Here is a 13,125-nt window from a genome sequence, read left to right on the forward strand (position 1 = left end):
CCTTGTCGCCGATGTTAGCCCTGCAGGAAGAACCGGAAGGCCGGGTTGTCGGTCTCATCATGGCAGTCGTAACCCAACGCCTGCAGGTGTTGCTCAAACTCTGGCTCAGTCTGAGAAAGCTCAAACCCTGCCAGCACGCGACCAAAATCGGTACCGTGGCTGCGGTAGTGGAACAGCGAAATATTCCAGTGCGTGCCCAGCGTTTGCAGGAACTTGAGCAGAGCGCCCGGTGACTCTGGGAACTCAAAGCTGTACAGACGCTCACGCAGCGGTTTCGAAGGCCGCCCGCCCACCATGTAACGCACGTGCAGTTTTGCCATCTCATCGTCGGACAGGTCTACCACCTGATAGCCATCACGGTTCAGCTCATCGATGATTTCCAGCCGCTCGGTATGGCCCCTGGTCAGGCGGACCCCGACAAAGATGCAGGCGTTGTCAGCATCGGCATAGCGGTAGTTGAACTCGGTAACCGCACGGCCACCCAACAGCTGGCAGAACTTCAGGAAGCTGCCCTTCTGTTCTGGAATGGTCACCGCCAGCAGCGCTTCGCGTTGTTCGCCCAGTTCGCAACGTTCGGAAACGTAGCGCAGTCCGTGGAAATTCACATTGGCACCGGAAAGCACATGGGCCAGCCGCTCGCCCTGAATATTGTGCTGCTGCACGTATTTTTTCAGCCCTGCCAACGCCAGCGCGCCAGAAGGTTCGGCGATGGCCCGCACGTCTTCGAACAGATCTTTCACCGCTGCGCAGATCGCATCGCTATCGACGGTGATCACATCATCAAGGTATTCACGGCACAGACGGAAGGTTTCATCACCGATGCGCTTTACTGCCACGCCTTCAGCAAACAACCCGACGCGCGCCAGATCGACCGGCTGCCCGGCATCCAGCGCCGCACGCAGACAGGCCGAATCCTCAGCTTCCACGCCAATCACTTTGATTTGCGGCATCAGTTGCTTGATCAGCACCGCGACACCGGCCGCCAGGCCGCCACCGCCCACCGGCACAAACACCCGGTCCAGGTGCGCGTCCTGCTGCAATAGCTCCATCGCCAAAGTGCCCTGCCCGGCAATGACTGCCGGGTGATCGAACGGGGGTACAAAGGTCATGCCCTGTTGCTGCGAAAGCTCAATCGCCTTGACCTTGGCTTCGTCGAAGTTGGCGCCGTGCAGCAACACTTCACCGCCGAAACCGCGTACCGCATCAACCTTGATATCCGCCGTCGACACCGGCATCACGATCAGGGTTTTGATCCCCAAACGGTTGCCGGAAAAGGCGACGCCCTGCGCATGGTTGCCCGCAGAGGCCGTGACCACACCACGCGCCCTCTGCTCTTCATCCAGGCTGGCAATCATCGCGTAAGCCCCGCGCAGCTTAAAGCTGTGCACCGGCTGGCGATCTTCGCGCTTCACCAGAATGGTATTGCCGAGGCGCGCAGAGATCTTGCCCATTGTCTGTAACGGGGTGACCTGAGCCACCTCGTAAACTGGCGAGCGGAGTACCGCTCGCAAATATTCGGCGCCACAGGGGGCGTCGGGTAGGGGTTGTGATACCGCCATGGTGGTTAGCCTCCCAGCTTGCTCTTGTCCCGCACTGCGCCTTTATCAGCACTGGTGGCCAGCGTAGCGTAAGCACGTAACGCATAAGATACCTGGCGCTCACGCGCTTTCGGTGTCCAGGCCGCATCACCGCGTGCCAGTTCCGCCTCACGGCGTGCAGCCAGTACGCTCTCCGGCACATCCAGCACCATGCTGCGTTTCGGGATATCGATATCGATCATGTCCCCTTCTTCCACCAGCGCAATCAGGCCGCCGCTGGCCGCTTCCGGCGAAACGTGACCAATGGATAAACCGGAGGTGCCGCCTGAGAAACGACCATCGGTGATCAGCGCACAGGCCTTGCCCAGCCCCATCGATTTCAGATAGGTGGTTGGGTAGAGCATTTCCTGCATGCCCGGCCCGCCTTTTGGCCCTTCATAACGGATCACCACTACGTCGCCGGCCACCACTTTACCGCCAAGAATCGCCTCAACGGCCGTATCCTGGCTCTCATAAACTTTGGCTGGCCCACGGAAAGTCAGGTTGTCTTTATCCACGCCAGCGGTTTTAACGATGCTGCCGTCTTCGGCCATGTTGCCATACAGCACCGCCAAGCCCCCTTCCAGACTGAAGGCGTTTTCCAAAGAGCGGATACAGCCATCGGCACGATCGTTGTCCAGCGTGTCCCAACGGCAGTCCTGTGAGAATGCCTGGGTGGTGCGGATGCCCGCCGGACCTGCGCGGAACATTTTCTTCACGGCCTCATCCTGGGTCAGCATGATGTCGTACTTTTCCAGGGTCTCTGGCAGCTTCATCCCCAGGATGTTATCCACATCGCGGTTCATCAGCCCGGCGCGATCCAGCTCGCCAAGAATGGCAAGTACGCCACCGGCACGGTGTACGTCTTCCATGTGGTATTTCTGAGTGCTTGGCGCGACCTTGCACAGATGTGGCACTTTGCGGGACAGGCGATCGATATCCGCCATGGCGAAGTCTATCTCGCCTTCCTGCGCTGCCGCCAACAGGTGCAGTACGGTATTGGTGGAGCCGCCCATCGCAATGTCCAGAGTCATCGCATTTTCGAATGCGGCCTTGTTGGCGATGCTGCGTGGCAGTGCACTCTCATCGTCCTGCTCGTAGTAACGCTTGGTCAGTTCAACGATGCGCTTACCGGCGTTCAGGAACAGATCCTTACGATCGGCGTGGGTCGCCAGCAGCGAGCCGTTGCCCGGCTGAGACAGGCCCAACGCTTCGGTCAGGCAGTTCATGGAGTTGGCGGTAAACATCCCGGAGCACGAGCCGCAGGTTGGGCAAGCGGAACGCTCGATCTGCGCGCTGTCGGCGTCGCTGACGTTCGGGTTGGCACCCTGGATCATCGCATCGATCAGGTCCAGCTTGATGATTTTGTCGGAAAGCTTGGTTTTACCGGCTTCCATCGGGCCGCCGGAAACGAAGATCACCGGAATATTCAGGCGCAGTGACGCCATCAGCATCCCTGGGGTGATCTTGTCGCAATTGGAGATACATACCATCGCATCGGCGCAGTGGGCATTCACCATATACTCCACCGAGTCGGCGATCAGTTCGCGCGACGGCAGAGAATAGAGCATGCCGCCGTGGCCCATGGCGATCCCATCATCCACCGCAATGGTGTTGAACTCTTTGGCGACGCCGCCGGAGGCTTCGATCTGTTCTGCAACCAGCTTGCCCAGGTCGCGCAGGTGCACATGGCCCGGCACAAACTGGGTGAAGGAGTTGACCACCGCAATAATCGGTTTGCCGAAATCGTCGTCGGTCATCCCGGTCGCGCGCCATAATGCGCGGGCACCCGCCATGTTGCGGCCGTGGGTGGTGGTGGCGGAACGGTACTTAGGCATGCTCTTCACTCCAAAAATAGTCATTTTACGGATGGCGAACGAACCATCCGTTTAGTGTTGTCTGTCGTTATTGGTTTACCGGATCCAACCAGCCGTACTTGTCTTCGGTTTTGCCGCTGAACAGGCCAAAGAACGCCTGCTGGATCTGCTTGGTAATTGGGCCACACTTGCCGATCCCTACCTGAATGCCATCCACGCTGCGCACCGGCGTGATTTCCGCCGCAGTGCCGGACATAAACACTTCGTCCGCCAGGTACAGAGACTCACGGGAAAGCACTTGCTCGCGCACTTCGAAGCCCATGTCTTTTGCCAGCTTGATGATCGCGTCACGCGTGATACCCGGCAGAGCGGAGGAGGTGAACGGTGGAGTAAACAGCACGCCGTCTTTCACTTCAAACAGGTTCTCGCCTGCGCCTTCAGAGATATAGCCGTGAACGTCCAGCGCAATACCTTCCTGATAGCCGTGGCGGCGTGCTTCGCTGCCCACCAGCAGTGAGGAAAGGTAGTTGCCCCCGGCTTTCGCCGCGGTAGGAATGGTGTTTGGTGCCACACGGTGCCAGGAAGAGACCATCGCATCGATACCTTGATCCAGCGCTTCTTCACCCAGATATGCGCCCCAAGGAAACGCCGCGATAATCACGTCGGTTTTATAGCCTGCCGGTGGGTTAACGCCCATGCCAACATCACCAACAAACACCAAAGGACGAATATACGCGCTGACCAGATTGTTTTTACGCAGCGTAGCACGGCAGGCTTCCATCAGTTCATCGACGCTTTGCGTTACCGGCATACGGTAAATTTTGGCCGAGTCATGCAGACGCTGCATATGTTCACGGTGGCGGAATACCACCGGGCCTTTATGGGAGTCGTAGCAGCGAACCCCTTCAAATACCGACGTTCCGTAGTGCAGCGCATGCGACATTACGTGAACCTTGGCATCGGCCCAAGGAACCATCTCACCATTGAACCAAATATAATCGGCTTTCTTCGTCATTGTTCCGTTCCTTTTGCGCAATCAGGCGCGTATTTGTTGTGATGATTGTTGCTGGATCTCAACGCTGGAGACATCCATCAGTTTGCTCAACTGAGATGACAGTAAATCCACAGGGCGCTGGCTGGCAACGGTCAATTCAATATTTATATCGTCGCTATTGCTGCCCGAAGCCATATTCATAGCACAGACCTGGAAGCCACGGTGACGAACAACGCGCAATACGCGCTCTAACATTTCAGGGCGGAAGCGGGCCTGGATCGAGAGTTGATGCTGCATCATGATACTTTCTCCAACATGGTTTCGTTGCCTGCGCCCGGCGGCACCAGCGGCCAGACGTTCTCGAGTTCATCAATGGAAACCTGCAGCAGATAAGGCCCTTCGCTGTTAAGCAAGGTATCGAGCGCGTCTGCGACCTGGTCTTTGCGGGTAATACGTTGGCCGGGGATGCCGAAAGCGCTGGCCAATATCAGGAAATCGGGGTTATCGGAGAGGTTGGTTTCGCTGTAACGGCCATCAAAGAACAGTTGCTGCCACTGACGAACCATCCCTAAACGCTGGTTATCCAGTAACACGATTTTCAGCGGTAACTGTTTGCGTTTGATGGTGCCCAGCTCCTGCACGTTCATCATGAAGGAACCATCCCCGGACACGCAGATCACCATATCCTCCGGGCGTGCCATTTGCGCACCTACCGCTGCGGGGATACCGAAGCCCATCGTCCCCAACCCGCTGGAGGTGATGAAGTTCTCTGGGCGTTCAAAGCTCATGTGCTGCGCGGTCCACATCTGGTGCTGGCCCACGTCGGTGGTCACCACGGTATTGGCCGGTTTGCGTTCAGACAGTTGCTTGAGCAGCAACGGAGCATAGATCGGTTGGCCCGGGTGGTCGTAACGCCAAGGGTGAGTTTCTTTCAGTTCGGCCACCCGTTGCAGCCAAGGGGCGATCTGCATCGGCTGTTGCAGCGCTGGCAGCAGGGTTCTCAGATCCCCTTGCAGGGCCACATGCGCCTGACGCAGCTTGCTCATTTCTGCCGGATCGATATCCATGTGGATCACCTTGGCCTGCGGCGCAAAGGCGTTCAGCTTGCCGGTCACCCGATCGTCAAAACGCGCGCCTACGGCTATCAATAAATCACACTCCTGCACGGCGAAGTTGGCAGCTTTGGTGCCATGCATACCCAACATGCCGAGATAATACGGATGGTTGGCATCCGGTGCGCCCAAGCCTTTCAAGGTCGCCACGGTTGGGATTTGCGTCAGCTCGACAAATTCCCGTAATGCCGAGACTGCCTGCGCCATCCCTACGCCACCGCCCACGTACAGCATTGGCTTCTGCGCCTGTGCCAGCAACTGCGTGGCCATAGCCAGCTCCGCCGTAGGATGTTCAAACTGGTCTTCTACCGGCATCAGATGAGGAGGCAAATCGCCCTGCGCCAGTTGGATGTCTTTCGGGATGTCGATCAGTACCGGGCCTGGGCGGCCGCTGGTGGCGATGGCAAAAGCCTCTGCCATGATCCCTGGCAGCGCTTCCAGCGACTCCACCAGGAAACTGTGTTTGGTACAGGCCAGAGACAGGCCAAGAACATCGATCTCCTGAAAAGCATCGGTACCGATAAGCGCAGAGCCTACCTGACCGGTGATCGCAACCACTGGCACCGAGTCCAACAGCGCATCCGCCAACCCGGTGATCAGGTTGGTCGCGCCGGGGCCAGAGGTGGCGATACAGACGCCAACTTTGCCGCTGGAACGAGCATAGCCAATGGCCGCAATCGCCGCACCCTGCTCATGACGACACAGCAGATGTTCAACTCCGCCGTCATACAACGCATCGTAGACCGGCATGATCGCACCACCGGGATAGCCGAATACCTTGTCTACCCCCTGCGCACGCAACGCTTGAACTACCCACTGAGCACCATTCATGGTTATTTCCCCGCCTTGTTGCGGGAAGTGCAGGATTTTATTCTGTTGGTCATTCTCTGCTCCTTGTTCATATTTTCTTGGCATAAAAAAACCCCCGGACCTTTTGGGTGCGGGGGTTATCTTGCGATTCCGGCTTGTTTTCTAAGCCTTTCTTCGTCCAAGTGCAGCCCCGCACGGTGGGATAATAATCACCACCACGCTAATCACGACTAGGCTAATCACTTGGGCTAGGGCTTTCATAATTGGGTTGTTCACTGTGCTCGTTTCGAACTAATGCCTACAGAGTTACCATAGCAGCCGGTAACCTGACAACACTTTTTTTGCGTTATTATTCGGCGCTGCCGGGTCAAAGCTGCAACAAAGCGCATGAAATTCAAACGCTAACACCAGCACCGGGCGCTTTACTTTCCACCGCAATCGCTTTGCCGCGCGTATCCTTGCCAAAATACACCAGCACCGCGATCACGATCGCCACCGTCCCGGCAATCATCGCCATCGCCAGGCCGTAGTTTTGCCCATGATGTTCCGCAATCGTGGCCTGCAAGGTCGCGTTCACTGAGGCAATAAGATTACCCAGTTGATAGACAAACCCCGGCAACACCGCGCGGGTATTCGCTGGCACCAGTTCGTTGAGGTAGGTTGGGATCACACCCCACGCGCCCTGCACCATGAATTGCATCATGAACGCCCCCAGCCCCAGCATGAACGAACCGCTGGCGAAGGCCCACAGCGGGATCACCGGTAACGCCAGCAGGGCCGCAATAATAATGGCTTTCTTACGGCCAATTTTTTCCGACAGGGCACCAAAGAAAATACCGCCGATAATGGACGCGATATTGTAGCTAATGGCGATGATACTGACGGTTTTAGGATCGAAACCGTGCTGAATTTTCAGGAAGGCCGGATACATATCCTGTGTGCCGTGGGAGAAGAAATTAAACGCCGCCATCAGCAGCACCAGATAGACACACAGCTTCCAATGGCTCTTCAGAACTGGCAGCAGAGCGGTGCTTTCTTTACGAGCCCGTGCCGCCAGCCACACCGGCGACTCTTCCACGCAGAAGTAGATAAACGGCAGCAACAGGATTGGCGCGGCCCCGATCACGAACATGCCACGCCAGCCGACCACTTCAAACAGCAGGCCGTAGGCCACCGCCGCCAACAGATAGCCAAACGGATACCCCGCCTGGAAGATACCGGACATCAGGCCGCGCGAACGATCTGGGATGCTTTCCATCGCCAGCGAAGAGGCCACGCCCCAGATGCCCCCCATCGCCACGCCGTAAAGCACACGCAGCAACAGGAAGACGGTCAAAGAAGGAGCCGCCGCCGACAACAGCTCAAATACCGAGAAAAACACGATATTCAACATCAGGATTGGTTTACGGCCGTACTTTTCCGCCGCACGGCCAAAGATCAGGGCGCCAATCGGGCGCACCGCCAACGTCAGCAGGATCGCCAGGGTGACTTCTTCCATCCCCACCTGAAAAGCCTGAGCTATATCGCTGAGCAGGAAGACCAGCACAAAGAAATCGAAAGCGTCGAGCGTCCAGCTTGAAAAGCTGGCAATTGCCGCATTGCGCTGCAGCGGAGTCCAACCGAACATAGTGTTATCCCTACCGTAGAGTATGAAGTTATCAGGTTTAGCGGCGGCCGCAGCGGGTGCGGTAGCGGTCGGGGCTTTGTTAATGAAGTGATTTTTTATTTTAACCAATTGTTAAATACACCCATTAACCCTGCTGTTGCAACTTGGTTAGCTTGCTAATTTGTTGCAACCTTGTGGTAATTGTTAAGGGGTATTACAGCGAAATGCGTGCCGGCTCGAAAAACACCACTAACCTGATGAAATAAATCACTTTTAATTTTGTAGCACTACGCAAGTTGACGATGAATAGAGCGCAGCTATCGGTCCGTTCCCGCATCATGTTGCCTTCAGCGAGGAGAGCAATATGTCACTGGCGGTAATCTATACCCGTGCCACGATCGGCGTGCAGGCACCTTCGGTCATGGTTGAAGTCCATATCAGCAACGGATTACCCGGCCTCACGCTGGTCGGTCTACCGGAAACCACGGTGAAAGAAGCCCGTGACCGGGTGCGCAGCGCACTGATCAACAACGGCTTCACCTTTCCGGCCAAACGCATCACCGTCAATCTGGCACCCGCCGATTTGCCTAAGGAAGGGGGGCGCTATGATTTACCCATTGCGCTGGCCATTCTGGCGGCCTCAGAACAGTTGCCAGCAGATAAGTTGGCGCACTATGAGTTCCTGGGTGAATTGGCGCTTTCTGGCGCATTGAGGGCGGTGCACGGCGCCATTCCGGCGGCAATAGCGGCTGCCGAGGCCAAACGTGAGCTGATCCTCGCAGCGGCCAACGGCAAAGAGGCAGGGTTGCTTCCCAACAGCACGACCCGAGTTGCGGAACATTTGCTTGAGGTTTGCGCTTTTTTGCAAGGTAAGGGTGAGCTGCCGATCGCCGTAGCGCCCCCTGCGGCCGCCACGTCAACGGAAACTGCCGACCTGCAGGAAGTCATTGGCCAGGAGCAGGCAAAACGAGCGTTGGAAATTGCCGCGGCCGGGGGCCACAACCTATTGCTGCTTGGCCCTCCGGGCACCGGAAAAACCATGCTGGCCAGCCGCCTCAACGGTTTGCTGCCGCCGTTAAGCGATCGGGAGGCGTTGGAAAGCGTGGCCGTTGCCAGCTTATTGCATCACCCTGATGAAACCCTGCCATGGCGACAGCGGCCGTTTCGTGCCCCGCATCACAGCGCTTCGATGGCTGCACTGGTTGGAGGTGGTTCCTTGCCACGGCCAGGGGAAATCTCCATGGCGCACAACGGCGTGCTATTTCTGGATGAGTTACCGGAATTTGAACGGCGAGTATTGGATGCGCTGCGTGAGCCGCTGGAATCCGGTGAAATCGTCATCTCACGCGCTAGTGCCAAGGTACGCTTCCCAGCCAGGGTGCAGCTGATTGCAGCGATGAACCCCAGCCCAACCGGACACTATCAGGGCATACACAACCGCACGCCACCGCAGCAGATTTTGCGCTACCTCGGCAGGCTCTCTGGCCCCTTCCTCGATCGATTTGATTTGTCGATTGAGGTGCCACTGCTGCCACCAGGCGTACTGGCCAAGCAGCGCCATGCGGGGGAAAGCAGCCAACAGGTACGTCAACGGGTGCTGGTGGCGCGCGAGCGGCAGCTGGCACGTGCAGGTAAAGTGAATGCGCTGTTGAGTAACCGCGAGGTGGATCGGGATTGCCATTTACCTGCAGCGGAAGCGGAGTTTTTAGAAAGAACGCTGAGCCAACTGGGATTATCGGTTCGAGCCTGGCATCGCATCCTGAAAGTGGCACGCACACTGGCCGATTTGACGGGGGAACAACAGATTGATAAACGCCATCTCAGCGAAGCGCTCAGCTATCGCAGTATGGATCGCCTGCTGCTGCAGTTACACCGCAGCCTGGAATAAAAAATGGGGCCGAATGGCCCCATGATGATCAATCGTCGCTTTCAGTGTAGTCTTCTACCGCATCAGCCTGCGGCTTGCCACCTGACAACGTATGGAATTTTTTCGGGCGGCGGGTGCGCGCCAGATATTTAGACCATACTTTTTCTTGCTCGGTTACCGGTTCACGCTCACCGCGACACACTGCAACGAACAACTGTTCTTCTTCAGTGGCTGGCTGGCGTTTGCCGGCATCCAACTCGTTGAACGCATACCCGAAACGCTCTAGCAATTGCGCTTCTTTAATGGTGAAATCGCCGTGACGGGAGAACCCGCGAGGATAGTTTTTATTATCAAAAAAACGACTGTTGGTGGTGAAGCTATCCGCCATCTGACACGCTCCTAATTCTCTCATGGCCGTGCTGTTTATGGCGCGGAGTATTAGATAGGCTTGACATCGTGTAAAACAAAACATTTAAATCTTAACGATAAAAAATTTTGGAGATTGGTGTGGACACCGAATTACTGAAAACCTTTTTGGAGGTCAGTAGAACGCGACACTTTGGCCGCGCAGCGGAATCCCTGTACTTAACGCAGTCTGCGGTGAGTTTCCGTATCCGTCAGCTTGAAACTCAATTAGGGGCGAATTTATTCACCCGCCACCGCAACAACATCCGCCTGACACCAGCAGGAGAGCGGCTGTTGCCCTATGCCGAGAGCCTGATGAACACTTGGCAGTTAGCAAAGAAAGAGGTGGTGCGATCGCTACAGCACAGCGAACTTTCGATCGGCGCCACCGCGTCGCTATGGGAAGCTTACCTCACGCCCTGGCTGCAATCTCTCTACCAGCAGCGGGAGGCCTTGCAGCTCGAAGCCAGGGTGGCTCTGCGCCATTCTTTGGTGAAACAGCTACATGAAAGACAGCTCGATTTGCTAATCACCACCGAACCGCCAAAGATGGATGAGCTGGCCAGCCAGCTGTTGGGTAACTTCTCGCTACGCCTGTTTTCCTCATCGCTACGCGATAAATCCGCCCCCATGCCTTACATCAAACTGGAATGGGGTGCCGATTTTCACCAACAGGAAGCCCGCATGCTTGAGGGCGACAGCATGCCCGTGCTGACCACCACTTCGGCACATCTGACGCGTCAATTGCTGGAGACAACCGGTGGCTGTGCATTTCTCCCCAGCCAGTGGGAAAAAGAGTACCCTCAGTTGATCGCCGTTGCAGACGCCCAGCCGATCATCCGCCCGCTTTATGCCGTCTGGCTGCAAAACAGCGACCAGCAGCCGTTAATCCGCCAACTGTTGAAAATACCTTTAAATACCGCAACCTGAGCCGCTATGACGGCTTCAGGCGTGGATGGCGGGGTTTTGCCCGTCTGGTCTGCCAAAAGGCGCTCATCGCCTTCTGGAGGCCGATAAAGCAGAACAGCAGGATGCCGATGACGATTTTGGTCCACCAGGAGCTGAGCGAGCCATCGAAAGTGATGTAACTCTGGATTAGGCCCTGGATCAGCACGCCAAACAGGGTACCCAAGATGGTGCCGACACCACCGGTCAGCAACGTTCCCCCAATGACGACCGCCGCAATGGCATCCAGTTCGACACCGCTGGCAGCTAGAGCGTAACCGGCGGAAGTGTATAGCGAGAAAATTATGCCAGAGAGGGCTGCCAGCGTACTGGAAAGCATGTAAATCTGGATGGTGGTACGCCTTACCGGCACCCCCATCAAGGCAGCGGAGACCGGATTGCCGCCAATGGCATAGACGTTATGGCCAAAACGGGTGCGATGCGCCAGGATCATGCCAATCGCCACAACCAGCAGCATCACCAGCGCCAATAAGGTAAATCGGCCACCACCGGGGACTTTCCAGGCATAGTTTGCCAGCGTGGCATACAGCGGGTGATCGATCGGCAAAGACTCTTCTGACACGATAAAACTCATGCCGCGCACGAAGAACATCCCCGCGAGCGTGATGATAAATGCAGGTAATTTCAGCACGTCAATGATCCAACCCATCAGCGCACCAAATGAGGCCCCCATCAGCAAGGCAATGACAAATGCATAACCTGGAGCAATACCATAAGTGCCAATCAGCTTGGCCAGCAGTACGCCGGTAAAGGCGATCACTGAGCCCACCGAAAGATCGATACCCCCTGAAAGGATCACAAAGGTCATGCCCACGGCCACAATGCCGAGAAAGGCGTTGTCGGTCAGCAGATCGCACCAGACGCGGGTGGAAGCGAAGCTGGGGAATTGGCTAAGGCAAAAGGCATAGCCCAGCAGGAAAACCGCGATAGTGATCAATAGGGGAAGGTTACGTTTCATCATGATTTCCGTCTCCGCCACAGCCGCTGTAATGACACACTGGGGGATTGCACCAGCAACACGGCTAATACCACCACCGCTTTCAACACCAGGTTAAACTCCGGTTTATAGCCCGAAAGCAGAATTCCAGTATTCATGCCCTGAATGATTAGCGCCCCCACCACCGAGAGCAACAGATTAAAACGCCCGCCCAGCAGTGACCCACCACCAATCACCACGGCCAGGATCGCATCCAGTTCGAGCCACAGGCCCGCATTGTTGGCATCCGCACCACGGATATCCGCCGTGACGATAACCCCTGCCACCGCCGCGCACAGGCCGCAAATGATATACACCGCAATAATCACCCAGCGAGTACTGACGCCAGCATTACGTGCCGAGCGCAAATTGATACCGACCGCCTCAATAAACAGCCCCAACGCGGTTTTGCGTGTCAGTAACCAAATCAGCAGCAGCATCATGGCAGCAATGATCACCGGCATCGGCAGATACATCAGCGAACCACTGCCGAGCTTGGCTAATCCTTCACTTTCAAAGGTGACGATTTGCCCTTCGGTAATCAACTGCGCGATACCGCGCCCGGCCACCATCAGCATCAAGGTGGCGACGATCGGCTGGATTTGCAGCACCGCCACCAGGAAACCGTTCCACAGGCCACACAGTGCCCCAACCGCTAATGCGGCCCCCAGGATGTAAGCTAATGGGTAGCCAGCGCTAGTCATGGTGGCAGCGGTCGCCCCGGCAATCGCCATCACCGCACCGACGGAGAGATCGATCCCACCGGTAGCGATCACTAGCGTCATACCCAAGGCAAGCAGCGCAACGGGGGCACCGCGATTAAAAATATCAATCACGCTGCCGAACAGGCGGCCATCCTGGATATGAATTGAAAAGAAATGGGGGGCGACCAGGCTATCGATAAGCAAAATCACCGCCAGCGCCCCCAGCTGCGTCGCTCCGGCGGGCATTACCCACCTTACTTTGCGCGGTCCACCGGTCATGGGAAAACTCCT

12 protein-coding genes are annotated in these 13,125 nt (G+C 56.6%); 2 read left to right on the plus strand and 10 right to left on the minus strand.

The features are described from left to right. Window positions 1-14: 14 nt before the first annotated feature. From ilvA to KGP26_RS27130, 7 genes are all read right to left on the minus strand, one after another. The gene (ilvA, locus tag KGP26_RS27100; protein ID WP_021181821.1) at window positions 15-1,559 is read right to left on the minus strand and encodes a threonine ammonia-lyase, biosynthetic; all 1,545 of its coding nucleotides are present in this window, start codon (window positions 1,557-1,559) and stop codon (window positions 15-17) included. A 5-nt stretch (window positions 1,560-1,564) separates the two neighbouring features. Continuing rightward, window positions 1,565-3,415, minus strand: a complete 1,851-nt coding sequence (ilvD, locus tag KGP26_RS27105; RefSeq protein WP_021181822.1) for a dihydroxy-acid dehydratase — start codon at window positions 3,413-3,415, stop codon at window positions 1,565-1,567. Window positions 3,416-3,482: 67 nt separating this feature from the next. Further along, complete coding sequence (ilvE, locus tag KGP26_RS27110) at window positions 3,483-4,409, minus strand: branched-chain-amino-acid transaminase (RefSeq protein WP_021181823.1); 927 nt, start codon at window positions 4,407-4,409, stop codon at window positions 3,483-3,485. 21 nt (window positions 4,410-4,430) lie between these two features. Next, entirely contained in the window at window positions 4,431-4,688 is a 258-nt protein-coding gene (gene ilvM / locus KGP26_RS27115) for an acetolactate synthase 2 small subunit (RefSeq protein WP_021181824.1), read from the minus strand. Next, the gene (ilvG, locus tag KGP26_RS27120) at window positions 4,685-6,331 is read right to left on the minus strand and encodes an acetolactate synthase 2 catalytic subunit (RefSeq protein ID WP_037376516.1); all 1,647 of its coding nucleotides are present in this window, start codon (window positions 6,329-6,331) and stop codon (window positions 4,685-4,687) included. Before ilvG ends, ilvM begins: the two co-directional genes overlap by 4 nt. Window positions 6,332-6,472: 141 nt before the next feature. After that, window positions 6,473-6,571: an ilv operon leader peptide gene (gene ilvL, locus KGP26_RS27125; protein WP_071681478.1), complete on the minus strand. Its 99-nt coding sequence runs from the start codon at window positions 6,569-6,571 to the stop codon at window positions 6,473-6,475. A gap of 133 nt (window positions 6,572-6,704) precedes the next feature. Further along, entirely contained in the window at window positions 6,705-7,937 is a 1,233-nt protein-coding gene (locus KGP26_RS27130) for an MFS transporter (protein WP_094982437.1), read from the minus strand. A 343-nt stretch (window positions 7,938-8,280) separates the two neighbouring features. Here KGP26_RS27130 and KGP26_RS27135 point away from each other — a divergent pair, with 343 nt between their 5' ends. Continuing rightward, window positions 8,281-9,804 carry a YifB family Mg chelatase-like AAA ATPase gene (locus KGP26_RS27135; RefSeq protein WP_094982438.1) on the plus strand — a complete coding sequence of 508 codons (1,524 nt, stop codon included), beginning with the start codon at window positions 8,281-8,283 and terminating at the stop codon, window positions 9,802-9,804. Between the two features lie 28 nt (window positions 9,805-9,832). Here the strand turns inward: KGP26_RS27135 and KGP26_RS27140 are convergent, their stop codons facing one another. Beyond that, window positions 9,833-10,171, minus strand: coding sequence for a DUF413 domain-containing protein (locus KGP26_RS27140; RefSeq protein ID WP_021181829.1), 339 nt, complete (start codon window positions 10,169-10,171; stop codon window positions 9,833-9,835). Between the two features lie 119 nt (window positions 10,172-10,290). Here KGP26_RS27140 and hdfR point away from each other — a divergent pair, with 119 nt between their 5' ends. After that, a complete protein-coding gene (gene hdfR / locus KGP26_RS27145; protein WP_021807365.1) occupies window positions 10,291-11,118 on the plus strand; it encodes an HTH-type transcriptional regulator HdfR in 828 nt (275 codons plus the stop codon). A gap of 4 nt (window positions 11,119-11,122) precedes the next feature. Here hdfR and yjfF read toward each other — a convergent pair whose 3' ends face one another. Beyond that, the gene (gene yjfF / locus KGP26_RS27150) at window positions 11,123-12,115 is read right to left on the minus strand and encodes a galactofuranose ABC transporter, permease protein YjfF (protein WP_037376500.1); all 993 of its coding nucleotides are present in this window, start codon (window positions 12,113-12,115) and stop codon (window positions 11,123-11,125) included. Next, the gene (ytfT, locus tag KGP26_RS27155; RefSeq protein ID WP_223498610.1) at window positions 12,112-13,113 is read right to left on the minus strand and encodes a galactofuranose ABC transporter, ATP-binding protein YtfT; all 1,002 of its coding nucleotides are present in this window, start codon (window positions 13,111-13,113) and stop codon (window positions 12,112-12,114) included. Before ytfT ends, yjfF begins: the two co-directional genes overlap by 4 nt. Window positions 13,114-13,125 lie beyond the last annotated feature (12 nt).

This window comes from Serratia sp. JSRIV002 (assembly GCF_019968725.1).
Lineage (GTDB): Bacteria > Pseudomonadota > Gammaproteobacteria > Enterobacterales > Enterobacteriaceae > Chania > Chania fonticola_B.

Excerpts from the sequence above, each read along its gene's own strand:
- KGP26_RS27135 (WP_094982438.1), top strand. The coding sequence starts at position 8,281 with ATGTCACTGGCGGTAATCTATACCCGTGCCACGATCGGCGTGCAGGCA.
- ilvG (WP_037376516.1), bottom strand. The coding sequence starts at position 6,331 with ATGAATGGTGCTCAGTGGGTAGTTCAAGCGTTGCGTGCGCAGGGGGTA.
- ilvD (WP_021181822.1), bottom strand. The coding sequence starts at position 3,415 with ATGCCTAAGTACCGTTCCGCCACCACCACCCACGGCCGCAACATGGCG.
- yjfF (WP_037376500.1), bottom strand. The coding sequence starts at position 12,115 with ATGATGAAACGTAACCTTCCCCTATTGATCACTATCGCGGTTTTCCTG.
- KGP26_RS27140 (WP_021181829.1), bottom strand. The coding sequence starts at position 10,171 with ATGGCGGATAGCTTCACCACCAACAGTCGTTTTTTTGATAATAAAAAC.
- KGP26_RS27130 (WP_094982437.1), bottom strand. The coding sequence starts at position 7,937 with ATGTTCGGTTGGACTCCGCTGCAGCGCAATGCGGCAATTGCCAGCTTT.
- ytfT (WP_223498610.1), bottom strand. The coding sequence starts at position 13,113 with ATGACCGGTGGACCGCGCAAAGTAAGGTGGGTAATGCCCGCCGGAGCG.
- ilvA (WP_021181821.1), bottom strand. The coding sequence starts at position 1,559 with ATGGCGGTATCACAACCCCTACCCGACGCCCCCTGTGGCGCCGAATAT.
- ilvE (WP_021181823.1), bottom strand. The coding sequence starts at position 4,409 with ATGACGAAGAAAGCCGATTATATTTGGTTCAATGGTGAGATGGTTCCT.
- ilvL (WP_071681478.1), bottom strand. The coding sequence starts at position 6,571 with ATGAAAGCCCTAGCCCAAGTGATTAGCCTAGTCGTGATTAGCGTGGTG.
- ilvM (WP_021181824.1), bottom strand. The coding sequence starts at position 4,688 with ATGATGCAGCATCAACTCTCGATCCAGGCCCGCTTCCGCCCTGAAATG.